20 protein-coding genes are annotated in these 24,793 nt (G+C 56.1%); 6 read left to right on the forward strand and 14 right to left on the reverse strand.

The features are described 5' to 3' along the window. Positions 1-63: 63 nt before the first annotated feature. On the reverse strand, positions 64-2,712 hold the full coding sequence (gene topA / locus ABJT94_RS11380) for a type I DNA topoisomerase (RefSeq protein ID WP_348475211.1): 2,649 nt from the start codon (positions 2,710-2,712) through the stop codon (positions 64-66). 268 nt (positions 2,713-2,980) lie between these two features. Between topA and ABJT94_RS11385 the strand changes: the two genes are divergently transcribed. Next, on the forward strand, positions 2,981-3,715 hold the full coding sequence (locus ABJT94_RS11385; protein WP_348475210.1) for a hypothetical protein: 735 nt from the start codon (positions 2,981-2,983) through the stop codon (positions 3,713-3,715). On the opposite strand, the gene ABJT94_RS11390 is transcribed toward ABJT94_RS11385, so the two are convergent. Further along, on the reverse strand, positions 3,646-3,921 hold the full coding sequence (locus tag ABJT94_RS11390) for a DUF1653 domain-containing protein (RefSeq protein WP_348475209.1): 276 nt from the start codon (positions 3,919-3,921) through the stop codon (positions 3,646-3,648). The two genes, ABJT94_RS11385 and ABJT94_RS11390, sit on opposite strands and share 70 nt — an antisense overlap. A gap of 243 nt (positions 3,922-4,164) precedes the next feature. On the opposite strand from ABJT94_RS11390, the gene ABJT94_RS11395 reads away from it, so the two are divergent. Further along, the gene (locus ABJT94_RS11395; protein WP_348475208.1) at positions 4,165-4,833 is read left to right on the forward strand and encodes a hypothetical protein; all 669 of its coding nucleotides are present in this window, start codon (positions 4,165-4,167) and stop codon (positions 4,831-4,833) included. A gap of 116 nt (positions 4,834-4,949) precedes the next feature. On the opposite strand, the gene fadA is transcribed toward ABJT94_RS11395, so the two are convergent. The 5 genes from fadA to ABJT94_RS11420 all read right to left on the reverse strand — a co-directional run bounded on the left by fadA (position 4,950) and on the right by ABJT94_RS11420 (position 11,681). Further along, a complete protein-coding gene (gene fadA, locus ABJT94_RS11400) occupies positions 4,950-6,125 on the reverse strand; it encodes an acetyl-CoA C-acyltransferase FadA (protein WP_348475207.1) in 1,176 nt (391 codons plus the stop codon). Positions 6,126-6,143: 18 nt separating this feature from the next. Beyond that, positions 6,144-8,288, reverse strand: a complete 2,145-nt coding sequence (fadB, locus tag ABJT94_RS11405; protein WP_348475206.1) for a fatty acid oxidation complex subunit alpha FadB — start codon at positions 8,286-8,288, stop codon at positions 6,144-6,146. 201 nt (positions 8,289-8,489) lie between these two features. Then, positions 8,490-8,987 carry a hypothetical protein gene (locus tag ABJT94_RS11410; RefSeq protein ID WP_348475205.1) on the reverse strand — a complete coding sequence of 166 codons (498 nt, stop codon included), beginning with the start codon at positions 8,985-8,987 and terminating at the stop codon, positions 8,490-8,492. Positions 8,988-8,993: 6 nt separating this feature from the next. After that, positions 8,994-9,704: a hypothetical protein gene (locus tag ABJT94_RS11415; protein WP_348475204.1), complete on the reverse strand. Its 711-nt coding sequence runs from the start codon at positions 9,702-9,704 to the stop codon at positions 8,994-8,996. Between the two features lie 75 nt (positions 9,705-9,779). Continuing rightward, positions 9,780-11,681: an ATP-binding cassette domain-containing protein gene (locus ABJT94_RS11420; protein WP_348475202.1), complete on the reverse strand. Its 1,902-nt coding sequence runs from the start codon at positions 11,679-11,681 to the stop codon at positions 9,780-9,782. Positions 11,682-11,805: 124 nt separating this feature from the next. Here ABJT94_RS11420 and ABJT94_RS11425 point away from each other — a divergent pair, with 124 nt between their 5' ends. The 3 genes from ABJT94_RS11425 to ABJT94_RS11435 all read left to right on the forward strand — a co-directional run bounded on the left by ABJT94_RS11425 (position 11,806) and on the right by ABJT94_RS11435 (position 18,191). Beyond that, a complete protein-coding gene (locus ABJT94_RS11425; RefSeq protein ID WP_348475201.1) occupies positions 11,806-12,900 on the forward strand; it encodes an efflux RND transporter periplasmic adaptor subunit in 1,095 nt (364 codons plus the stop codon). Between the two features lie 12 nt (positions 12,901-12,912). After that, positions 12,913-16,101, forward strand: a complete 3,189-nt coding sequence (locus ABJT94_RS11430; protein ID WP_348475199.1) for an efflux RND transporter permease subunit — start codon at positions 12,913-12,915, stop codon at positions 16,099-16,101. A 170-nt stretch (positions 16,102-16,271) separates the two neighbouring features. Further along, the gene (locus tag ABJT94_RS11435) at positions 16,272-18,191 is read left to right on the forward strand and encodes a transglycosylase SLT domain-containing protein (protein WP_348475197.1); all 1,920 of its coding nucleotides are present in this window, start codon (positions 16,272-16,274) and stop codon (positions 18,189-18,191) included. On the opposite strand, the gene ABJT94_RS11440 is transcribed toward ABJT94_RS11435, so the two are convergent. From ABJT94_RS11440 to ABJT94_RS11465, 6 genes are all read right to left on the reverse strand, one after another. Continuing rightward, positions 18,188-19,000: an MOSC N-terminal beta barrel domain-containing protein gene (locus ABJT94_RS11440; protein WP_348475196.1), complete on the reverse strand. Its 813-nt coding sequence runs from the start codon at positions 18,998-19,000 to the stop codon at positions 18,188-18,190. The genes ABJT94_RS11435 and ABJT94_RS11440 overlap by 4 nt on opposite strands. 49 nt (positions 19,001-19,049) lie before the next feature. Beyond that, positions 19,050-19,982: a chemotaxis protein gene (locus ABJT94_RS11445; protein ID WP_348475194.1), complete on the reverse strand. Its 933-nt coding sequence runs from the start codon at positions 19,980-19,982 to the stop codon at positions 19,050-19,052. An 81-nt stretch (positions 19,983-20,063) separates the two neighbouring features. Next, positions 20,064-20,678 (reverse strand): DUF6436 domain-containing protein, encoded by a 615-nt coding sequence (locus ABJT94_RS11450; protein WP_348475193.1) that lies wholly within the window; start codon positions 20,676-20,678, stop codon positions 20,064-20,066. Next, a complete protein-coding gene (locus ABJT94_RS11455) occupies positions 20,647-21,351 on the reverse strand; it encodes a hypothetical protein (protein WP_348475192.1) in 705 nt (234 codons plus the stop codon). Before ABJT94_RS11455 ends, ABJT94_RS11450 begins: the two co-directional genes overlap by 32 nt. A gap of 142 nt (positions 21,352-21,493) precedes the next feature. Beyond that, a complete protein-coding gene (locus tag ABJT94_RS11460; protein ID WP_348475191.1) occupies positions 21,494-21,757 on the reverse strand; it encodes a glutaredoxin family protein in 264 nt (87 codons plus the stop codon). Positions 21,758-21,879: 122 nt separating this feature from the next. Continuing rightward, complete coding sequence (locus tag ABJT94_RS11465; RefSeq protein WP_348475189.1) at positions 21,880-22,968, reverse strand: DUF5610 domain-containing protein; 1,089 nt, start codon at positions 22,966-22,968, stop codon at positions 21,880-21,882. Positions 22,969-23,245: 277 nt separating this feature from the next. Here ABJT94_RS11465 and ABJT94_RS11470 point away from each other — a divergent pair, with 277 nt between their 5' ends. Beyond that, the gene (locus tag ABJT94_RS11470; RefSeq protein WP_127555448.1) at positions 23,246-24,154 is read left to right on the forward strand and encodes a LysR family transcriptional regulator; all 909 of its coding nucleotides are present in this window, start codon (positions 23,246-23,248) and stop codon (positions 24,152-24,154) included. 46 nt (positions 24,155-24,200) lie between these two features. Here ABJT94_RS11470 and ABJT94_RS11475 read toward each other — a convergent pair whose 3' ends face one another. Beyond that, positions 24,201-24,785 carry a YajG family lipoprotein gene (locus ABJT94_RS11475; protein WP_348475188.1) on the reverse strand — a complete coding sequence of 195 codons (585 nt, stop codon included), beginning with the start codon at positions 24,783-24,785 and terminating at the stop codon, positions 24,201-24,203. Positions 24,786-24,793 lie beyond the last annotated feature (8 nt).

The raw sequence follows: 24,793 nt of genomic DNA on the forward strand, positions 1-24,793 counted from the left end.
TGGAACGCAGCGATAAAAAAACCGGCAACTGCCGGTTTTTTTTGGTTCAAGGGTGCCAGTTACTCAGGCCTTGGCCGCTTTACCAGTTTTCTCTTCAACCACCCAACGCTTACCCTGATAAAAGGCCTTCCAGCCAGATGCCTTGCCATCCTCATTTTCCGTCATGACGTACTGCTCTTTCGTCTTGCGGCTGAAACGGATGACAGTGGGCCGACCTTCGTCGTCTTTTTTGGGCGCTTTGGTCAGGTACAGGTACTTCTCTGGCAACTCATCGGCGTGGGCTACCAGTTCCTTCACCAGTGGCGGCCTGGTTTCCCGGTTTTTCGGGAACTGACTGGCCGCCAGAAACAAACCGGCTGCGCCATCACGCAACACGTATGTGTCTTCCACCTTCAGGCACTTCAGCTCCGGCATCGGAATCGGATCCATCTTCGGTGGCGCCGCTTCACCGTTGCGCAACAACTTGCGGGTATTCTTGCACTCGTCATTGGTGCAACCGAAGTATTTGCCGAAACGCCCGCTCTTGAGCTGCATTTCAGAACCGCATTTGTCGCACTCGAGCGTCGGACCGTCGTAGCCCTTGATCTTGTACTGGCCTTTCTCGACCTTGAAGCCGGTACAATCCGGGTTGTTGCCGCAGATATGCAGTTTCCGGCCTTCATCGATCAGGTAGCTGTCCATCGCCGTGCCGCATTTGTCGCAGCGCTCTTTGTGGCGCAACGCCTGGGCTTCTGCCTCATCGTCGTCTTCCAGGTCGAGCACTTCCTCGCCGGGAATCAGGTTCAGGGTGCCCTTGCAACGCTCCTTGGGTGGCAGACTGTAGCCGGAGCAGCCGAGAAACACGCCGGTGGTACCGGTACGAATCATCATCGGGCGCCCGCATTTCGGGCACTCGATGTCCGTTGGTGTCGGCTCGTTGGAGCGCATACCGTCTTCGTCGGATTCAGCCTGGTCCAACTGGCGGGTAAAGTCGTCGTAGAAGCTGTCGAGCACCTGCTTCCAGGTGCGCTCACCGGTAGCAATGTCATCCAGATACTCTTCCAGACGCGCAGTGAACTGATACTGCATCAGATCCTTGAACGATTCGGTCAGCCGGTCGGTCACAATATCGCCAATTTTTTCAGCGAAAAAGCGGCGGCTGACCAGCCGTACGTAGCCTCGATCCTGAATCGTCGAAATAATGGAGGCATAGGTCGATGGCCGGCCAATACCCTGTTTTTCCAGCTCTTTGACCAGCGAGGCTTCCGTAAAGCGCGCTGGCGGCTTGGTGAAGTGCTGGCGTGGCTCCAAAGCCACCAGCGCCAGCTCGTCACTCACTTTCAGATCTGGCAGTTCGATGGCGTCATCGCCCTTAGTGACCTGAGTCATGACCCGGGTGTAGCCGTCGAATACCAGCACCCGGCCCTTTGCCTTGAGCTCATAATCGCCGGTGGCGACCGTCAGCACCGTGCTCTTGTACTTGGCTGGTACCATCTGACAGGCCACGAAACGCTGCCAGATCAATTCATAGAGCCGCTGAGCATCGCGCTCCATGTCGGAGAGATCAGCGCTCTTGCGGGCCACATAGGACGGACGAATCGCTTCGTGCGCCTCCTGGGCCCCTTCCCGGCTGCCGTAGGTGACCGGCTTCTCGGGCAGGTATTGTTTGCCGTACTGGTCGGCGATGTAATCACGCGCCGAGGCAACGGCTTCCTGGCTCAGGTTGGTCGAGTCAGTACGCATATAAGTGATGTGACCGGCTTCATAGAGCCTCTGGGCCATGGTCATGGTTTTCTTGACGGTGTAGCCGAGGCGCGTGCTGGCCGCCTGTTGCAGGGTCGAGGTAATAAATGGGGGCGCCGCCTTGGATGAAGTTGGCTTGTCTTCGCGGTCGGTGATGCGCAATGCCGCATCGCGCAGTCGCTCAACATGCTCATCGCTCTGGCTTTTGTTGACCGGCCGGTACTTGTCGCCGAGATAACGGGCGACTTCAAAACGGACTTCAGCGTCGTTCTTGGCGCGCGTCTGAACGTGCAAGTCCCAGAACTCTTCCGGGTTGAACGCTCGAATCTCGCGCTCGCGCTCGACAATCAGCCGTACCGCTACTGACTGAACCCGACCCGCACTCAGGCCCCGGGCTACCTTGGCCCACAGCAGTGGCGACACCATAAAGCCAACGACCCGGTCCAGGAATCGACGCGCCTGCTGTGCATTGACCCGGTTAAGGTCCAGCTCACCTGGGCGGTCGAAGGCCTCGTTGATGGCTTTCTTGGTGATTTCGTTAAACACCACCCGACGGTACTTTTCAGGGGCGAGACCGATGCTTTCCTGCAAATGCCAGGCGATCGCCTCCCCCTCGCGGTCCAAATCCGTCGCGAGGTAGACGGTGTCGGCTGTCTTGGCCAGGCGACGCAATTCGTCGACCACTTTCTCTTTGCCGGGCAGCACCTGATACTGGGCTGTCCAGCCGTTATCGGGGTCGATGCCCATGCGGGCGATCAATTGCTCCTTGGCCTTTTGCTTTTTATGGATCGCTTTCTTTTCGGGCGATAATTTGCGTGTTTCAGCTGCCTGGCGCGCACGCGCCTTGGCGTCCACCGGTTTGGCCTGGCCACTGGTGGGCAGATCACGGATGTGACCTACCGAGGACTTGACGATGAAGTCATTTCCCAGATATTTGTTGATCGTTTTGGCTTTTGCGGGTGATTCGACAATGACCAGAGATTTACCCATGCGCTATAATTCCGCCTGTTGCTTCCTTTTATATACTTAGCTTACGAACCCCGGGGAACGCAAGCGGCGCAGACGTATAAACTGTTTGACCCCTTAAGGTCAAGTCGCCGCTGCGCAGCGAGGAACCGGTACGTGCAGGGTTTGCAGTGCAAACCCCGGCGACCATTCAGCGCCGTACTATGCACGAACCCGGGCAAAGCGTACAGGCTGGATAGCCTGGTTACCCGTGGTTGTTCGATCACGGAACCCCATTCAGGAGCCTACCAGAGTGTCTTTATTTGCCATTTTATTCATGATTTCGATGGTTGGACTGATCATCGGCGGCCTTTACATGAGCCGGGTTGCAACGCTGAAAGAACAGGAAGCTCAGGCGGTTAAAGCCCGCCTTCGCCAGCTACGATCCCAGCAAACGCAGTATGAAGAATTGTTCTCCACCCTGATGGTCTACGACCGTGATCCCGACCTGCTGCACCTTATTCAGCAAAACCTGGCGGAAGAAGCCGAAAGCCTGCTGGCCATCGACCCCACCAATCAGGACTCCCAGCGGGATGTGGCGTATTACCAATCACTGGCTGACGACATCAGTAGCCTGGGCGAGAAGGCCCACCAGCCAGAAATCCCGTCCAGTGACCGGCAAATCAATCTGATGAAACGACACTTCGGCCGGGCCATGAAGTGGGTTAGAACCCTTAATGGGCGTGGACTTATCTCCGAGGTGGAAAGCCATGAGCACCTTGCCCGCCTCACCCGCAACAGCCTGATGCTTGAGGTGGAAGCCTACAAACGCCAGGGCCTGGAAGCCCGTGACCAGCACGACCTTTCAGCGGCCTCGTCGTTCTACAAGCATGCGAAAGACCTGCTGATCCACAGTGACATTCACTTAAACGACAAACCGCAGCAAATTAAGAAAATCTCCCAGTTAATTTCCGGACTCTACGATTCAACAATGGGCGAGGACACCTCAGCCGCCAGTGACAGCCAGTCGGCTTCGTCCAGAGACTGAACCCGCTCAAAACGGGGTATGTCTTCGCCGTCGATCCGTACCAACTCGGTAAACATGGCCAGCGGCCGCACCCAGAGGCTGTAGTCTCCATACAGGCACTGGTATACCACAAGCTGCTCATTGGTTTCGCTGTGCCGGCTTACGCCAATAACGCGGTAGCGGTTTCCCTTGTAGTGCCGGTAAATGCCTGCGGTTAGGGGTTTCATGAGGCGCTCCTATAAGTAATGTTTGGCGAATCTAGCTACGACCTCGCACGGTAACGGTCACGCCTTGCGAATCGGCCACTTCCTTTCTATATTTCCAATGCAATGCACCCTGGCACTGCTTCCAAGTCAGGCCCGGATTTTCGCAAATCACCACCTGCCACTGCGAAGTCACATACTGTGAATCCAGACCGGCCAGAGCAGATCTACCAGTTAACCCCATACCCATCACTTCTGCGGAGTCTCATGACTAACAGACCCTGGCAAGACAATCGGCTTCACTGGCTGGTCATCCCCACTGTTACTGCCCTGGTGGGTCTGGCGTGTTTTGCCTTGTTGTTCGCCGTCGCCGCTAATGTGCTCAGAGGCAATGCGCCGAATGACGATGTGCTGCCCAGCTTTGATTTGATGCTGTCGAACCAAAAAGATCACATCAGGCTGGAAGGTTACATTGATTTTGGCGTCACTCAAGCACTCAGCACTCTGCTTGAACAGGAAGACACGGTCGTGCATTTGCGCTTGCAAAGTCGCGGAGGCCTGGTCGCTGAGGCTCGTGGGCTGGTACGGCTGGTCAATGAATTCGGCCTCACCACCTCTGCCTACGGCGATTGCGCCTCTGCCTGCACCCTGGTCTTTATCGCCGGCCAAACACGCTATCTTGAACCGGATGCTCGCCTTGGCTTCCATCGGTATGCTCAAAAATCTCCGGTAATGGAGTTTCTGATGAAGCAGGACCCGGAAGAAGAGCAGCAAAGAGACTTAAACCTGTTTCGCCGGGCGAACGTGGATGAAGCCTTCTTAGCCCAGATCATGGCAACGCCGCACCAGCAAATGTGGTATCCGTCCGCCGGTGAACTGGTCAGGTCCGGTGTTGTCGATGTGCTGGGTGTACCCGGCGACGAGCCAGGCTACTGATCTGAATAGCTTTCAGCCATAAAAAAGCCGGCCCGGTGACTTCCAGGCCGGCTTTTTAACCAGCGATTTTCTTTTTCAAACGTGCGTTAACCAGCCTGAATCAGGCGGCATTGGGATCAAACACGTTCAATAACGGTACTGATGCCCTGTCCCAGACCGATGCACATGGTCGACAGACCAAACTGACCATCGTTCTGTTCCATAACGTTCAACAGCGTGCCGGTAATGCGTGCGCCGGAGCAGCCGAAAGGGTGACCCAGGGCGATGGCGCCGCCGTGCAGGTTAACCTTGTCGTCCATTTTCTCCAGCAATTTCAGGTCTTTCAGTACTGGCAACGCCTGAGCGGCAAAGGCTTCGTTGAGCTCGACGTAGTCGATATCCTCAATGGTCATGCCCAGTTTCTTGAGTACCTTCTTGGTCGCCGGCACAGGGCCGTACCCCATGATCGACGGATCAACGCCCGCCAGACTCATGCCACGCACCACAGCGCGAGGCTTCAGACCCAACGCCTTGGCTTTGCGGTATGACATGACCACCATCGCCGATGCGCCATCGGTGATCTGGCTCGAGGTACCGGCAGTGACAGTCCCTGCTTTCGGATCAAAGGCCGGGCGCAACGACGCCAGACCTTCCAGCGTCGTCTCGGGGCGAATGGTTTCGTCGTGTTTCATCAGGTAGGGGTTGCCGTCGGCATCGTGCGCGGTACGGGCAACGATCTCATTGTCGAAGTTGCCGGCCTGAGTGGCTTCATGGGCTTTCACGTGCGAACGCAGACCAAACTGATCCTGCTGTTCACGACCGATGCCATGCATCTTGGACAACAGCTCGGCTGTCAGTCCCATCATGCCTGATGCTTTTGCGGCCTTTTGCGACAACATGGGGTTCGGGTCGACACCGTGCATCATGTCGACGTGCCCCATGTGCTCAACACCCCCGATGACATAAATGTCACCGTTGTCCGACTGAATGTTCGCCGTTGCGATGTGCAGCGCCGACATCGATGAACCGCACAAACGACTGACGGTTTGCGCCGGTACCGTGTGTGGAATATCGGTCAGCAATTGCATCATGCGGGCGACGTTCCAGCCTTGCTCTTTAGTCTGATTTACGCATCCCCAGATGATGTCGTCAATATCGGCCGGGTTCAGGGCTTCATTGCGAGCCAGCAAGCCGTTTACCAGATCGGCGCTCAGGTTTTCAGCACGGGTAAAACGGTGGCTGCCACCCTTGCTACGACCCATAGGGGTGCGTGCAAAGTCGACGATTACTGCGTCATTGTCTCGAATAGTCATGGTTGCTGTTCTCCCGTCTTAACCGTAAAAGGTCTGGCCGTTTTTAGCCATATCGCGCAGTTTGTCGGTTGGCTCGTAGAGCTTGCCCAGATCCTTATAGCGATCACATAGCTCAACAAAGGCTGCGACGCCGATGTCATCGATGTACTGCAAGGCTCCACCGCGGAACGGCGGGAAACCGATGCCATATACCAGACCCATGTCGGCTTCGGCAGCGGTATTGACGATGCCATCTTCCAGGCAACGCACCGTTTCCAGGCACATCGGAATCATCAGGCGGTTAATGATGTCATCTTCTGACAGTTCGCTTTCGGACGCGCGCACACTGGCGACCAGTTCGTGTGCTTTTTCATCGGATACTTTCTTCGGCTTACCTTTCTTATCGGTCTCGTAGCGGTAGAAACCAACGCCGTTCTTCTGACCAAAGCGCTCTTCGGCGTACATAACATCCATCGCCGATTTGAAATCCTGCTTCATGCGTTCGGGGAAGCCATCGGCCATAACGGCCTGGGCATGAACGCCGGTGTCGATACCGACCACGTCCATCAGATACGCTGGGCCCATCGGCCAGCCAAATTTTTCCATGACTTTGTCGACGTTTTCAAAGTTGGCGCCGTCACGCAGCATCATGGCAAAGCCACCGAAGTACGGGAACAGAATGCGGTTTACCAGAAAGCCCGGGCAGTCGTTAACAACAATAGGCGTCTTGCCCATTTTCTGTGCATAGGCGACAACGGTTGCGATGGTTTCATCGCTGGTTTTTTCACCGCGAATCACTTCAACCAGTGGCATACGATGCACCGGGTTAAAGAAGTGCATGCCACAGAACTGCTCCGGTTTCTTAAGTGCCGTGGCCAGTTCAGTAATGGAGATAGTCGAGGTGTTCGAAGCCAGAATGGCGTCTTCGCGCAGTTGGCCTTCGGCTTCGGCAAGAACGGCTTTCTTCACCTTGACGTTCTCGACTACCGCTTCAACAACGACGTCAACATCGCCAAAATCACCGTACGACAGGGTCGGACGAATGCGGTTCAGAGTGTCTGCCATGCCACGCACGTCCAGCTTCTTGCGCTCGACCTGCTTGGTGAGCAGTTTGGCGGCTTCATCGAGGCCCAGTTGCAAGCCCGACTCGGCAATGTCTTTCATCATAATCGGGGTGCCTTTACTGGCACTCTGATAGGCAATTCCACCGCCCATGATGCCCGCGCCCAGCACGCCCGCCTTGCTGACGTCTTTCGACTGTTTGATGTGATCTTTGGCGATCTTCTTGATCTTCTGATCGTTCAGAAACAAACCAATCAGATTCTTGGCGACCGGTGTTTTGGCCATTTTTGCAAAGCCTTTCGCTTCAATGGCGATGGCCTTGTCGCGGTCAAAATTGGCGTGCTTCTGAATGGTTTTGACCGCTTCAACCGGCGCCGGGTAATGGCGACCGGCCTTGCCTGCAATAAAGCCCTTGGCGGTTTCAAACACCATCATGCTTTCGATGTTATTCAGTTGCAGCTTGCCTTGTTTGGCCTGGCGGCGATTCTGGTAATCCACTTCACCGGACATCAGCCGTTCAAGCAATGCCAGGGCCGTATCGTGCAGGGCTTCAGGCTCGCTGACGACATCCACAGCGCCATCCGACAAGGCGGCATCGGGACGTTTTTCACTACCAGAGGCGATCCACTCGATGGCGTTATCGGCACCAATGACACGCGACAACCGAACTGTGCCGCCAAAGCCGGGGTAGATACCCAGTTTGACTTCGGGCAAGCCCACTTTCGCCTTGGTCGACATGACCCGGTAGTCGGCCGCCAGGCACATTTCGAAACCACCGCCCAGCGCCATACCGTTGATGGCCACCACGGTGGGCATCGCCAGGTCTTCAAAGGCGCTGAAAATATCGTTGGCAGCCAGAATGTCGCTGATGATGCCTTCTTCGTCCTTATCGAACCATTCCAGAAATTCAGTAATGTCCGCACCGACGATAAAGCTGTCTTTCGCACTGCTGACCAACACCCCTTTGGCATCGCTGGCGGCAATGGCTTTGGTTGCCTCTGCCAGCTCTCTCAGCGTTGCCTGGTCGAACTTGTTGACCGACTCGCCCTGCAAATCGAAGATGAGTTCGGCGGCGCCGTTCTGCAATGCCTCGACGGTTATGCCTTTACCCTGATAAATCATGGAAGCTCTCCGTTTATTGTCTCGAATAGGGCCAAACACCCACCCGTATCGCGGTCTACCTTGTTTGAATACCGGGTCTGATTGCCTGAATCAAACACAAGTTTCAAACGACTGTTTGATTGTGGTTCATACGATAGACACTGGCGACAGGATGTCAACCGGCAACGCTGGCGACCCGGACAGAAAGGAAGATTATTGCGCTCAGGCAGAGAGTTGTGCGATCAGGCGCTCCAGCGTTTCCCGAATCGCGGGTAATGCCGAGGCATTGCCTCGCTCATCCCAGACCAGCCCCACGCCGTCCGGCTGAGCATCCAGCACCAGATACTGGTCGGGCAGACCGACCAGAACCTCGTGTAAATCCTGTGTAACGGTTTCACCGGGGCGATGCTCATCAGCCCATTTCCAGCCATCGGGCAAGAAGGCACTGGAAACGCCGGTGGTGCGTTGCACGGTAAAGCGCGGTGCCTTACCTTTCTCGAATCGGTGCAACAAGCGGTAGAGGGTGATTAACGACGACTTTTCAGCCAATCGCCCTTCAATGCTGGTATCCGGAATGCGGATGCTGTCGAGTTTAAACCCGGCCGACAATGCCGCGGTGCGCAGTGTATTGAGGTGACGATCCCTCGGCGATGGCTTCAGCCACATAAAGGCACCGGCCAATATCAGGATAGCGCCAATAATTGCTAGGTTGGCAAACATGCCGGCTCACTCCCTCTGTTCAAATGGTTGCAGACCGCCCGTGTCTGCCATAAACGCCGGTCGCAACTTGAGCAACTGGCTTTCCAGTGAATAGGACACGCTGGAGGATAGCGTGAAAAAGCTGAGTAAAGCTTTCAGGTTTGAATCGCCCTCACAGGCTGTGTGAACTCTCTGCCACAACGCCTGATTCACCATCTGCAGCTCCCGGTTCAGCGAGACAAGCCCCTCCAGATCCCAGTCGCCTTCCTGCCCATCGTGGCTCTTGTAGTACTGCCGCAGCAGGTAGGTCCCTACGGCACGGAAGATGAACTCCTCCTGTGTGGCAAAGGGCAAATGGGTAAAGGCCATGGGTTTCAGGTTTTTCAGAATCGGACACTGGCTATTAGCCATTACCAGGCCCATCAGAGACCGCAACCCCTCTTCCAGCCCGGTGCTTTTCCGATACTGTCGCTCCTGAGTAGTCACCACAATGTCCGCTTTCTTGAACCCGGGCAAACTGCGAAAGTCTTCTACAATGGGCTGCATATCAACCGCCGCCGGGCAATACTCAACGTCTTTCTTGGATAACGGACAGTTTGAACACTGACAATAGTCCAGCCGGGTCCAGGCGGCATTGTTGCGGACGCCGGGGTCGGGTTCCCTGTCCCGCGATGCCTGTGTCTCGACGACCAGCTGGGTCCCGTCTTCCGGGAAATTAAACTCGTATCGAATACTCATTGACGGCGTCCTGTTTCCATCACGATGCAGATAAGGTGCGCAGACCGGCAGCTGTCCTGCCGGCCCTGCCTGTTTTTAACCCTGTTTTTCTTCCAGTTCAGCCCAGCGTTCGAATCGTGCTTCCAGAGACTGCTGAGCCCTGGTTAGTGCCTGCAATACCGGCTGGGTCTTGTCGGAAGGTTGCTCATAAAACCCGGGTTGGTTGAGCTCCTGCTCCAGCCGGGCAATCTCCTGTTCCAGCGTTTCAATATCGGCCGGTAACTGATCAAACTCCCGCTGATCCTTGAACGAAAGCTTTTTCGCAGGCTTCGACGCCGGTTTGGCTGGTGTAGCGGCCGGTTCTTTCTCCTTTTGCCCGGGCGCGGCCTTTGGTGTCTGCTGGCTGGTATCCGGCCATTGGCCGCCCTGCATCTTCCAGTCTTCATAACCCCCAGCGTATTGACGCAGGGCACCATTGCCTTCAAACGCCCAGGTTCGGGTCGCCAGCTGATCGATGAAATACCGGTCGTGACTTACGAGCAACAAGGTCCCATCAAATTCACTGAGCCGGTCAACCAGCATTTCCAGCGTTTCTATATCCAGATCGTTGGTCGGTTCATCGAGTACCAGAAAGTTGGCCGGCTGACTGAACAACCGAGCCAGCAACAGACGGTTGGTTTCCCCGCCCGACAATTGCTTCACCTTCATGCGGGCCCGTTCCGGAGCAAACAGAAAGTCTTCCAGATAGCTGATCACGTGACGCCGGCGTCCACCCAGCTCCAGAAATTCACGCCCCTCTGCAACGGCGTCCATCACCGTTTTCTCCGGGTCCATTCGTGCCCGGGCCTGATCGAAATAGGCCACTTCCAGCTTGGTACCCTGCTCTACCACGCCCTGAGTCGGCTTGATCTGTTGCAGCATCAGTTGGATCAGGGTGCTTTTGCCGATCCCGTTCGGGCCCAGCAAGGCAATGCGGTCCCCGCGATTGATCAGGCCCGTAAACTTGTCGATCAGCAGGTTATCACCGTAGCCAAAAGTGACATGTTCAAGTACGACAACCTGTTTGCCACTGCGATCGGCCGCTTCGATTTCAAAGTCGCTCTGGCCGGTCTGGCCACGCCGCTGGCTGACCTCCTTGCGCAATGCCTGCAATGCCCTAACACGGCCTTCGTTACGGGTACGCCGCGCCTTGATGCCCTGGCGGATCCACACTTCTTCATCCGCCAGCTTTTTATCCATATGGCGACGATGAATCTCTTCTTCGGCCAAACGGGCATCCTTGGCTTCCAGATAGGCATCGTAAGGCGCCGGAAAGGTATTCAGGTGCCCCCGGTCCAACTCGACAATACGGGTGGCCACCCGATCGATGAAACGCCGATCGTGCGACACAAAGACAATGGCGCCCGGATAATCGAGCAGAAAACCTTCAAGCCATTCCACCATGGCGATATCGAGGTGGTTGGTCGGTTCGTCGAGAATCAGAATATCAGGCCGGCTGATCAGCGCCCGAGCCAGCAGCACCCGACGACGCCAGCCGCCGGAGAGTGTTTTAAAAGCAACATCGCCATCCAGTTTCAACCGGGTCAGCACGGCGGCCAGGGTCGCGTGTATTTGCCAGCCATCACCGAGTTCGATCGTGTGTTGCAACGACTCCAGGCGCGACAGATTCGGGTCAGGCTGCAGGCTTTCATGATCGTAAGCCGCAAGCGCACGCCCCAGCTCACCCAGGCCTTCAAGCACCACTTCACTGACCAGCCGGTCATCTCCTTCGGGAAGGTCTTGTTGCAATTGCGCGAGGGTGACACCCTGGCGAACCCGAATCTGGCCGTCGTCGGGGGTGCGCTGCCCGTTCAGCAAACTTAACAGCGTCGATTTACCGGCACCATTCTTGCCTACCAGACAAAGGCGCTCACCAGGCTCTATAATTAGCGACGCCTCATCAAGCAACGGCGCAGCGCCCAGCGCAAAGGTGACGCGGTCAAACACAACCAGACTCATTCATGATCCTTATTAATAGTAGGGACGTAGAGTAGCGCGCAGGCGGTGCCGACTTACTTTTGGCACTGTCAGGGCGCTAGACACTCTTCTATGGTGGGCGAGATTTTCCCAGAGGTATACATTCGTGGCAAAACATATTCCAACCGGCCCTATTATCGCAGTTCTGATGGTGATTGGCGCGGGGGCTTGGCTTTATACCGGCAACAGTGACGAGGTAGCGGCCGAAACACCAGAAGAATCACCGGCAGAGCGCAGCCTGGTGCCCAAAGTACAGGCAACGGTGCTGAACGAATCGTCGGTTCGCCGGACTCTGGAACTCAATGGCGTAACACAACCAGCCAGAACTGTGTCGGTCACCAGCGAAGCGACGGGTCGTGTTGTTGAAGTGCTCAAATCCAAAGGTGAGCGGGTAGCGGCGAATGAAGTCATCGCCCGGCTCGATCCTCAGGATCTTGAAGCCCGGTTGCGCCAGGCAAGAGCCTATCAGGAGCAAACCCGCCTTGAGTACGAAGGCGCCCAGCGTTTGCGCAATGAAGGGCTGCAAAACCGGGCTCAGGCCGCTGCCGCCCTGACCCAGTATGAACAGGCCCGGGCCGAGCTCGACTCTCTGGAACGCTCATTGGCAAACACCTCGATCCGGGCGCCCTTTGCCGGCGTGATGGACAGCAGTGCGATCGAGATTGGTACCTATGTTCGCCCGGGCGATGCCATCGCTGAACTCTATGATTTCTCGGAACTGAAAGTCATCGGCAATGTTCCTGAAGCCGATGTTGGCCCGTTGCGTCTTGGCCAACAGGCCAGCGTGACCTTGCTGACCGGCGAGACTATGAATGGAACCATCGATTACATCGGCGCCGTTGCCAACCCGGCGACCCGTACTTTCGAAGTCGAAATTGTGGTTGAAGACAGCCCCAAGCAAGTAGCAGGCGCCACCGCAACCGCCGTTGTTCAGCTTGACCAGCTACCAGGTCACTACATCAGCCCCGCTCTGCTCAACATTAATGAGGCCGGCAAACTGGGGGTGAAGACACTCACCGAGGACGATACCGTGCAATTCAGTGAGCTGACCATCATTCGCTCCGATACCGGCGGTGTCTGGGTGTCCGGCATTCCGGATCAGGCCCGGCTAATCGTCGTTGGTCAGGGGTTCGTTAATACTGGTGAAGCAGTCGACCCAATTATGGTCGAGCAGGAAGACAATCTGGCTGCGGGCCTGTAACAGGAGAACACCATGCTCAGCATCATCCACGCAGCGCTGAACCGGGTTCGGACCGTTCTGCTGTTCTTTGCCCTGATTTTCATTGCCGGGCTGGTTGCTTTGCAAACCATCCCGAAAGAAGCGTCACCCGATATTACCATTCCCTATGTTTACGTCGGCACTGGCCTGGAGGGGATTTCTCCTGAAGATGCCGATCGACTGCTCGTGCGTCCACTCGAGCAAGAGCTCCAGGGTCTGGAAGGCATGAAAGAACTGGTGAGTACCGCCAGTGAAGGGCGTGCCACCCTAACCCTAGAGTTTGATATCGGCGTTGATATCGACGAAGCGCTGACCGACGTTCGCGACCGCATCGACAAAGCAAAAAACAACCTACCCGGTGAAGCCGACGATCCGTCCGTGCAGGAGATCAACTTGTCCCTGTTTCCGGTCATCAACGTGTCTCTGTCCGGCGATGTCGACGAGCGCGTCCTGTTCAGTGTCGCGGAAGACCTCAAAGACCGTATTGAAGCGGTTCGTGGTGTCCTTGAGTCCCCGATCAGTGGCAAGCGCGAGGAAGTCGCCGAAATAATCATCGATCCGGCACTGATGGCTAGCTACAACATTTCACACGGTGAGCTGGCTCAACTGGTGAGTCGCAACAATCAGCTGATTGCAGCGGGCAACCTTGACACGGGTGCCGGTCGGTTCTCGGTTAAGGTCCCTGGACTGATCGAGAGCGAAGAAGACATCCTCAACCTGCCCGTCAAAGTTGACGGCGACACAGTAGTCCGGTTCCGGGACATCGCTGTTGGACAGAGAACCTATAAAGACGCCGATAACATCTCCCGCGTCAACGGCCAGCCGGCCGTTACGCTGGAGGTCACCAAGCGCGCAGGCGAAAACATCATCGACACCATTGCGCAGGTTAAGACGGTCATTGACGAAGTCCGACCAAACTGGCCTGCAGACATTCAGGTAACCTACACGCAGGACCAGTCGGTGGAGGTTATTCAGCAGCTCGATGACCTATTCAACTCGGTCTTGCTGGCTACGCTACTGGTGTTTGTCGTGATTGTGTGGGCATTGGGTGTGCGCAGCGCCATTCTGGTTGGCCTCGCCATACCATCCAGCTTTCTTGCGGCCATACTGGTGCTGAATATGCTGGGGATTACGCTTAACATTGTGGTTTTGTTCGCCCTGATTCTCAGCGTCGGCATGTTGGTCGATGGCGCCATTGTGGTGACCGAGTACGCCGACCGGCGCATGTCGGAAGGGTCCAATCGTCGCAGTGCTTACCGAGAAGCGGCAACCCGAATGGCTTGGCCGATCACAGCCTCGACCGCGACCACCCTTGCGGTGTTTATGCCTTTGCTGTTTTGGCCGGGCATTGCCGGCGAATTCATGGGGTTTTTGCCCAAAACTGTCCTGATTACGCTCACCGCCTCCCTGGTGATGGCATTGATTGCTGTCCCTGCGTTTGGAACGCTGATAGGCAAGCCGGCCCGAGTATCGGAAAGCAAGCGACTGGCAATGGATGCCATTGACCATGGCAAACTGGACGACATTCGCGGCGGGCTAGGTGTGTATATCCGGTTTCTGAAACCTTTACTGATTCGCCCCTGGCTTGCCCTGCTGCTCATTGCGGTCATCATCGGGGTCATAATTGCCCTGTTTTCCGCACGTTCGACCAATGTTGAATTTTTCCCCGAAGTTGATTCCAACTTTGGCAGCCTCGTAGTGCGGGCTCGCGGTAATCTGTCTCTGCAAGAGCGCAATGCGCTGGTTCGACAGGTTGAAGAACGGCTGGTCGATCAAAGTGCTATCAAAACAGTTACCTCTAAAGTAACTGCCGTGCCACTGCGTGATTATGCAGAAGACGCTGTCGGTGTGTTGATGCTTGAATTCGTTGACTGGACACTCCGGCCTGGTTCCGAAACCGTCATGAATAACGCGGTGGCGGTGGCGTCGGACATTCCTGGTATCATTGTGGAATCCCAGCAAGCCCAGATGGGTCCTACCACCGGCATCGACATCCAACTGCAATTTTTCTCCGATAACATCGAGGCGCTGTATGCAACAGTCGATCAGGTGGTCAACCAGATTCGGCAGAATGACAGCATCCACGACGTCAGTGACAATCGCCCATTACCTGGTCTGGAATGGCTGGTTCAGGTTGATCGTGAACAGGCCAGTCGCTTTGGCGTGGATCTGGGCACAGTAGGTTCTTCAATTCAGATGATCACCAATGGCCTGAACGTGGGCAGCTATCGTCCAAATGATGCCGATGACGAACTGGATATCCGCATCCGCTACCCCTTTGATGGTCGTGAACTAGATCAAATCGACCGTTTGACGGTGACGTCCCGCGGAGAGCAGGTACCGATCAGCAACTTCATTACCCGGACAGCCCAGAATAAGCAGGGTGATATCTTTCGCACCGACGGCAAGCTGACGCTCAATATCGAGGCGAATGTTAACCCGGGCGTTCCGGTCGGTTCGGCCATTGCAGCCATCGAGGAGCAACTTGAAGCGGCCTATTCGTCGGGTGAACTGCCGTCCGCTGTCTCCTACCGCTTCGTGGGTGATCAGGAAGAACAGGCCGAGACAATGACCTTTCTCGGCAATGCCTTTGGTGTGGCAATCTTCATCATGATCATCATCCTGGTAACGCAGTTCAACAGCTTTATGCAAACGGCGTTGATACTGACCGCTATTCTGCTGTCGACGGTGGGTGTGATGGTCGGGATCATCATTACCGGCTCAAGCTTTGGTGTGGTGATGAGCGGGGTCGGTATCATCGCCCTGGCGGGGATTGTCGTGAACAACAACATCGTTCTGATTGATACCTACAATCTGATCCGCTCTCAGGGTGTACCTCCCATCGATGCAGCGCTGACTACCTGCGCCCAGCGTTTACGCCCGGTATTGCTGACCACCATCACCACCATTCTGGGTCTGCTGCCGATGGTGTACCAGCTAACCATCGACCTGTTCGACCGCCAATGGTCGGTTGGTGCGCCGTCGTCACAATGGTGGACTCAATTGTCGACCACTATTGCCGGCGGGCTAATCTTTGCGACCATCCTGACGCTGATTTTCACGCCCGCCATGCTAATACTGATTGAACAGGCACGAGGCTTCGGTGGCACCTTGAAACAGGTTCTGGGCCGGCTATCGCCATTCTCCCGGCGAAGAGCCAAAGTGCGCGAATCCGACGCCTGATCCAACAAGGCACCCAACCCCGGCACTGGCCGGGGTTTTTTTATTCAGCGTTCTTACCCTCCTTTACACTCTACGCCTTGCGTTACCCGAGCGTTTGTTTAGCCTTTAGAAGCAAGGTGTCAATGCGTTCAGGCCCTCCCGGCTCATCCTCTTTAAAGGCGATTCATCGCATGCGAAACGGGTTTTATTGCATACTGATTATCGGATTCAGTCTGGCGCACGGGTCTCAAGCCCACGCCGAAACCGACCTTGCCGACTTGGCCCGTGACTACACTGCCTGGCTGAATCAGATCGAGAACAACGCTTTCACCTTCGAGCAATTGCGAGACCGCGAAGATCATCCCCTCTACCCTCACCTGGCCACTCACTGGGTAGAGCACAACCTTGAGCGTACCGATACGGCCTGGTTTCAGGCCTTTCTGGCAACGCCCGAGCATCAGCCAGCCGCCTGGACAACCCGCAGCGCCTGGTCGAATGAACTGGCTCGGCGCGAAGCCTGGTCCCCTTACCTAAATTATCTGGCCGCCAGTGACAGCGCAGGAGCCGATTGCCAGCCATTACGCGCACGGGAAGCGCTGGGGGAAACCATCCCGATTGAGGAAATCAAATCAACCTGGCTCGTTGGCCGCGGCCTGGCCGATGCCTGCAGTCCCTACCTGGACCGCCTGAGCGGGCTCGACGAGTTCAACGACCTGGTCTGGCAGCGTCAGTTACTGGCGTTTTCTGCTCGCAGCGGCAGCCTGATCCACTACCTGAATACCCGATATACCGAGCCTGAATGGCAAACGCGCGGTGACTGGCTGGTCGAGGTCTACAACGACCCGACGCGCATTGCCTCCCAGTTCTACCACCCGGACAAAGCCTGGCATCGTGAGCTGGCACTGGCAGCGGTAGACCGTATGGCCTATCTGAAGCCAGAGAACACGTCGAACCTCTGGGTCGCCCTGATTCGCAGCACCCCGTCTTTCACCCAGGCGCAGGTGCGGGAAGTGTCCGAACATCTGGGCATTGCCATGGCGAAGCTGGCATTGCCCCAGGCCGATTATTGGCTGGCCATTGCCGACCCGGAGCGCCAGTCCAACGAGGTGCAACACTGGCGGTTGCAACTGGCACTGGTCAGAAACGACTGGCCAGGGGTGCTGGACCTGTACGAAGCATTGCCCGACTCCCTCAAATACCGCGACCAGTGGCAATACTGGTCCGCTGAAGCGCTGTATCACAACGACGAAAAGGCGGCTGCCCGAACTCGCTTGGAAGCCGTGTCGCAACAACGATCCTATTATGGTTTTCTGGCAGCCAGTCACCTGGGTCGTCCAGCCGCCCTGAATCCGGCAAATAGCCTGCGGCTTGATGATATTGAACGGGCGTTGTCACAGCGTGCAGCATTACAGCGCGCTCGCCTGTTGTTTATGGCGGGTGATCTCGAACGCGCGCAAATTGAATGGAACCTGGATGTAAGACCTCTGTCGGCCGAGCAACAGTTTGCAGCTGCCCACCTCGCGGCCGAATGGCAGTGGTATCACAAGGCATCGCAAACAGTCGGCTGGAGCGGCCGCTTTGACGAGCTGGATCTGCGCTACCCAACCCCCTGGAACGACCTGGTCACGCAAGTCTCGGAACAGCATCAGGTGCCGCCCTATTGGATTTACGGGGTCATTCGTCAGGAGAGTGGCTATATGACCCGGGCGGTGTCGTCGGCAGGCGCTATGGGGTTAATGCAACTGATGCCCTACACCGCCCAGCATTTATCGGATACGGATGGCCTGGGGCTGACCACCGACTCTGACATCACGGAACCGTTAATCAATCTGGATCTTGGCGCCCGCTACCTGGCCCGCATGATGGCCCGCTACGACAACCCCGTCTACGCAACGGCTGCCTATAACGCAGGGCCATCCCGGGTAGACCGGTGGAAGGAGCGCTACCCCAGTGATCTGAGCGTCTGGATCGAATCGATCCCCTTCGACGAAACCCGTGGCTACGTCAAATCGGTTCTGACCTACGCCCAGATCTATGCCAACCGGGACCAGATCGACTGGACACTGGCGCAATGGCTACAACCGGACCAGGTCGCGGATCTCGACGATTAATTCGACACCCAATCTCCGCGATCCCCGGTACGCAGTTTGGTCACGCCGCGGCTTACCGCGTTAACACCAAAGACGGTACGGCCATCGAAGCGACAGGCTGACTTCAGCAATGACGCTGTCGCTTTCTCAAAGGTTCCGGTCTCCGGATCTATCGATGGAATGTTGCAACGTTCACACACCTTCAGCAAGGCCAGCGTGCCCTCGCCAAGGTGCCACTCGCCAAGAGCAAGCTCCTCACCCGCCGGCAGGCCGTCAACCACCACATTGGGTCTGAAACGGCGCTGTTCGAGACTCAGGCCCGTGGTGTTAACCAGCTCGTCTAGACTGGCCTGATTGCACACCAGCAACGGATACCCATCGGCAAAGCCCACGCGCTCGTCATCACTGGCCTGTGCATCGGGAACCCGACGCTCACTGGCGTCGCCCAGCCAAACCAGTCGCACGGGCATACCCAGCTGTTCAGAAAACCATTCAGAGGCTGTGGTGTCTACTTCATAGCCGGTCAATTCATCCTTCCAGACGGTAACCGTGATTTCAGGATACGTCTGCGACGATTGAGGGACAGGTAACAGGAGGGTGTGACCTTTGGGTGAGGTAATCTGAATGCGACCATCAACCTGAGCCAGCCGATACAACGCCATCAACATCTGACTGCGCTGGGTAACAAACCGGCCACGCTCATCGACCAGCATCCAGCGGCGATCCCCGACCGGGCCGTTGTTATCAAAACTGAGGGAATCTACCTGAAGACCGGCCAACGATTTGACCGGGTAAACCCAAAGCTCCCTGACTGACACCTGATAAGACATGCATTGTGCTCCCCCCGACATTGAGTCGGCTATTGGAGCAGAGACGGCCTCAGTCTTCCAGTGCTTCGATGCGTTCCTTCACCAGGTTGGCCAGTTGTTCCGGGTGAAACTTCGACAAAAAGGCGTCACAGCCGACTTTTTCAACCATGGCCTTATTGAACTGACCACTCAGAGAGGTGTGCAGCGCGATATAGAGATTTTTCAGCTTCGGGTCGCTGCGAATTTCCGTGGTCATCCGATAGCCGTCCATGCGTGGCATCTCGGCATCGGTTACCAGCATCAGCAGCCGCTTTTCCAAAGGCGTATCGGATTCATCCGCCAGCCGGCGCAACAGGGCCAACCCCTCAACACCATCCATCGCCCGGTGCACGATCAAACCCAATGATTCAAAGGTTGACGATGCCTGCGTCAGCGCCGTGTGGGAATCATCGACCATAACAATTTCACGACCCTGCGCTTTGGCGACAAAGTCGCCCTGCATGATTTCATCGGGCAGGCGGGCATCCATCGGTGCAATTTCAGCCAGCACCTTCTCGACATCGATGATTTCAACAATGCGGCCTTCGTGATGGGTAATGGCGGTTAAATAGTGATGACGACCGGCCCCGGAAGGCGGCGGGAGAATTTCTTCCCAGTTCAGGTTGACGATACGATCAATCTGACCGACCAGGAACGCCTGAACCGTGCTGTTGTATTCGGTGACAATGATGGTCGAGTCTTCGGTTTCCGGGGTAGCCCGCATACCAATGGCAAGACTGAGGTCCATAACCGGAATGGCGCGGCCGCGCAGGTAAACTACGCCGATGACGGCCCGATGACGCTGTGGCATGCGGGTTACTTTGGGCAACGCCATCACTTCCTGAACCTTGAACACGTTGATCGCGTAGGTCTGCTGCCCGTTCAGACGAAACATCAGAATTTCAAGACGGTTTTGCCCAACCAGGTTGGTGCGACTATCGACACTGCTGAGTACACCCGCCATCCGACTCTCCCGACTCATTGACGCGGTTAATAATTCAATGTATCGGCTCAGTTTAGTAGAGCTAGAGCTAAAACACGATGTTTAACTACCGGCTACGGGGGAAGCAAAGCCAGCACAACGACAACTGTTGGCGTCTACCTGCAAGACACGGCCTACGCGAGACAGGGGTAACCAGTCATCCACCAGACTGTTGGCCGAGGTGCACCGCAAGCCATCGCTGTAAGGACCAAGATAACGGATCTGACCATCGGCTCCGGTCAGGGCCAGCATTGGACCGGGGGAATCGGGAAAATAAGCGGGGGACAAGGGGTCAGCCAGGTCAGCGTCCAAGAACGCATCACCTGCCTGATAGCGGTGATAGCCCAGCTCCAGGGCGCGGCTACTGAGGTCAGCCGCATGCTCGCCGGTGAAAAATCGGCACAGGCACCCTTTGGGCATCAGATGCACCAGGGCCGGGTGTTCCAGTGGCTGCTCATCGAGCCAGGTCTGCCAGTCGGCACCCCAGGCTGCGACGTCGGTGACCGACTCACCAAACCAGCCAAGATAGTGCGCCCGAAACCCAAGAGTCAAAGCGGCAAGAAGCAGCGCACCGACCGCTACCCCGAGTATTGCTCGCCACGGCCTCGTGCGCTGCGAGCGATCACCTTCATACGCCATTTGCGATTTATCGAAGCGTATCGCAACGACCCCACTCACATTGCATCAGCACATAACTGCTGTCGCTGCACACGGCATCGTAAACTTCCAGCGGCCACTCGTTGCGCAGAATGGAAACCTGAGGCTGGTTGCACCCCTGCGCCTGAAGTTTTTGCTCGACCACAAACAGAGATCGGCCATAGCGGCGATAGCGGGCATTGATCACCCTTGCCTGATCCACATCAGCCATTTGCTGTTTTTCGTCGTTCTGTAAGGTCACCAGCGTTTCGAAATGATCGGAATTGCGGCTCAGGTCCCGTTCACCGTCCTGAAATGCCGTCAATTCGCGCTCGCAGTTGCGTTCGGGCCGGTCGTCCAGCCAATCGGTTACCTGCTCGCTGGCGTCTGACTGCACCATCTCAATGACCTGCATCGACAGGTAAGCACGCTGATCTTCAATTGGGGCCGTTTGCTGATCCCAGTTCAATTGCAACAAGCCATAGTCGGCCGCACTGACGGCAGCACCGTTGCGACGCCACCAGTCGCGTTGCGTCTGGGTTGCCTTGGATTCGAGTTGAGGACTGAGCGACTGGCACTGACTGGCCAGCTCGCGCAGGCTGGCATCTGTGGTCAGGGCATAGTGAATGGCTTCACTGCGGGGGGTGGGCAGGCTGGCACACCCAGCCAATACAGTGGCAGCGACGGCCACCAGCGAGCAGGTTCTAACGACCATCTACAACTCCATCGGGAAATAAAACAAACACTGAAGTGACCAGTATAACGCCCGACACCCCGCGCGTCTTGGCCCATCCTGAACATAAACACGATATCTAACGGACTCATCCGTCAGTCTGAGCCGATTTGGGCCCACGGTTCTAGGGACTGATTTGAGTTTTGAATTGAGCCAGATAGTGGATGACATCGTCAGCGGAAAATGGCCAGCCTAAATCGTAATCAGCGCCTTCGAGTCTGATCACCGGAATCCGAATGCCATATCGCTCGACCAGTTCATCCTGACTGGCAATATCCACGTTTGACCAACGTAGTTCCGGCTCCGTCTGCAACACCTCCTGCAGAACGGTCTCGGCGTAATCACAGAGGTGACAGCCATCGGTCGTATACAACGTCAGGTTCAACACACCTGGCTCCAATTTTTGAATGAACCCACATTGTAGAACCGCAGACAGTCAATACCAGCAAGCGCGACCGAATTTTGTGAACTGGTCACGATGATCTATAAAACGGGAATCACCGGGCCAGCTCACTCACCGCCGAGTAGTGAACGAGTGAAGGCTTCAAGACGCCCATCGTTCAGCGGGTGGTTTTTCATCGTTTCGGGCAGGGCATCCCGGCTGTTAAAACGGTCTAGCCACTCTTGCTGGGCCGCCAGCATGTCACGGGCGTAATCGCGCAACGACTCCAAACCGCGCGGCAACTGGGTTTCTGAACTGGCCGACTGATAGGCTGCTACGCCCTTAGCTTCCACTTCCCGCATGCGCAGATCCATCGAAGCCAGGCTGGTCCCATCAATGCTCAGCGCTTGCGCCTGCTCCCAGGCCAGCGCCATGTCACCGTCGTAAAATTCGTTAGCCAATTCGTTGACATCGGCCAGTAAGGCATTCAGATCGGCTCGTTCGGTTTCATTCAGGTCGCCTTCAATCATCAACTGAAAATCATTGCTGTTGGTACGCCCCCAGCTCAGCGATTCACCACTCTGATTGCGCTGAAAGTCTGCCCCGGCCTCTTCGGTGTTGCGAACCTGGATACGTATCGAGTCGCCTTCAAGGGTCTTCAGGTTGAGTGAGAACGATTGTTCCTGATACTGGTACACGCTGATGCGCCGGTTTTCGGTGGCAACCGTTTCATTGTCTGGCGTCTCGGTAACCGGAGCCTTCGCCGACAGATCCCGGGATTCAAGAATATCGGTCAACCCCTGGTAGGCACTGTCGATTTTGGCATCCAGTCCATCGTTCATCTTGTTCATGGCCTGGAGCGCGTCACGAGCTTCACCAAACCCCTGTTTCAGGCCCTTTTCAGCCGCCTGCCACATTTTTTCCATCTCAGCCTCAGAGGCACCCGAAGCTTCAGCCTGGGCCAGTCGCCCTTGCATAAAGCTCCACAGGTTTTTGACCAGTCCATCGACATCAAAGGCCTTGCCCGGCGCCGGCGCTGTCTGATCCGCACGTTCAACACCGCGATTCTGGCCCGGTGCCGTCGCCAGCCCCTGGCCAACACCTCGTCCAGGGCCGTCAATGCCAGCACGGGCAGATGGATTACCCTCCTGTGAAGGCCGGTTCTGGGTCGGCAGTGATTGCGGTAGCGGACTCCATTGACCAATGGCACTGTTCATAGTGTTCCCCTGCATTTCGGTAACGCGGTGAATGTATACGGCGGCTTAAAGGCGTTAGCGGCCTGAATACGGTGATCTTTAATGACTTGAGCCAGATAATTGAATCCTTGGGTAACGATTTGCAAGCCCGTGTAAACGCAGTCTGAAAAGTGCCAAACGATTATCAAAATTTAATCATCAATACAGTTGGATTATTGATAGAGTGCGATTATTATCAGCTCCAGCTCGCTAATAAGGCGTTTTGACACCGTTTCATGAAACCAAACAGGGTAATACCATGGCGCGACTCGACTCACTGATCATTTTTACCACCGTCGTGAAAGCCAACAACTTCACCAATGCCGCCCATCAACTGGGCCTGACACCCTCGGCGGTGAGCAAGCAGATCAGCTTGCTGGAAGACAAACTCGGCGTACGCTTACTCAACCGGACCACACGCTCGGTCAGCCCTACTGAGGCTGGTCAGCTTTTCTTTAATCGCTGCAGCCGCATTCTCGAAGACCTCGAAGAAGCCGAGCATATGGTTAAAGACCTGGAGACCTCCCCGCGCGGCACCCTGCGGATCACCGCCACACCGACCTTTGGCCGGTCGATGCTGATGAAGATCTTCTCCAAGTTTCTGGAACAGTATCCCAATGTGAATTTTGATCTGATTCTGGCAGACAAGGGGCTCGATCTGGTACGCGAGGGCATCGACCTGGCCATTCACCTGGGTTCCCTGCAAGACAGCCGCCTGGTCGCCCGGCCCGTGGCCAAGCAGAAAGTCATCCTCACCGGTACCCGTAAATACCTCGATGAACACGGTCACCCGAAGAAGCTCGGTGACCTCTACGAACACCATATTCTGATGGTCTCGGGCATCGACTTCGCCGAACCGCGCTGGATCAAACGGTTTCTGAAAGAAGCCGGCCTGCAAAACAAGGACCGGCGTTTTACGGTGAACGATCTGGATACGTTGTGCGAGGCGACCATGAACGACATGGGCATCACGGCCCTGCCCTATTACATGGTGCGTGACGAACTGGCGAGCGGGAAAATGGTGCATCTGCTTCCGGAGATCATTTTCCCCAGCCGCACCATTCATGTGGTGTATCCAGAGAACCGCTACCTTTCAGCGAAAAGCCGCGCCTTTGTTGATTTTATGGCGGCCTACTTTGAAGAGCACGATCTCGACAAAACCGGTTGATTTCTCGTTCAGGCCGCCCCGGGCGGCCTGAATTGCGACAACCTATTTATTGCTGGTTAAGAAAAGACTCAAGGCCCGGGTCTGAATACATCCGTTCAAGTGCGGCGTCGAAGACGTAGTTCATTAACTCGGCATTCTCTTCCTCGCTGGGATACCGCAAGGTTTCGATCATGCGCTGAGCCCGAAAGCTGTTGGAATAGACCGCCCCGTCAGCGACCGCCTGTACCGAAAAGCGCGCTGCACCGGTAGCCTCCTTGCGGGCTGCATCGATGCTGGTTACCCGATAGGACAGCTCTTCAAGGGCAAAGGTCAGCTCCACATCCGCATTCATTTCAACGAGCTGGTAGCCCGCCCGTTCCATGACCTGTTCGGACAGTTGCTGCAGGTCAGCCCGCAGATCGCCCCGTGCGGAAATGACGCTGCTGTCTGTATAGGCACCGCCGCGCACCCCGATCTGATTGCTGGAACGGCTATCTTCTGCGAACACATAGACTGACGCTCCGTTACCGGATGGCAGACTGCCTGCCTCTAACGAGGGTTGAAACTGAATTTGCTGGGGTGAAAACTGGGCACAACCAGCCAGTAACAAGGCTGCACCGCCTACCCATAAACCGCGAATAGCCGTCAACATGACACACT

Origin of the sequence: Saccharospirillum sp., assembly GCF_039982735.1 — a bacterium.
Taxonomy (GTDB): Bacteria; Pseudomonadota; Gammaproteobacteria; order Pseudomonadales; family Natronospirillaceae; genus Saccharospirillum.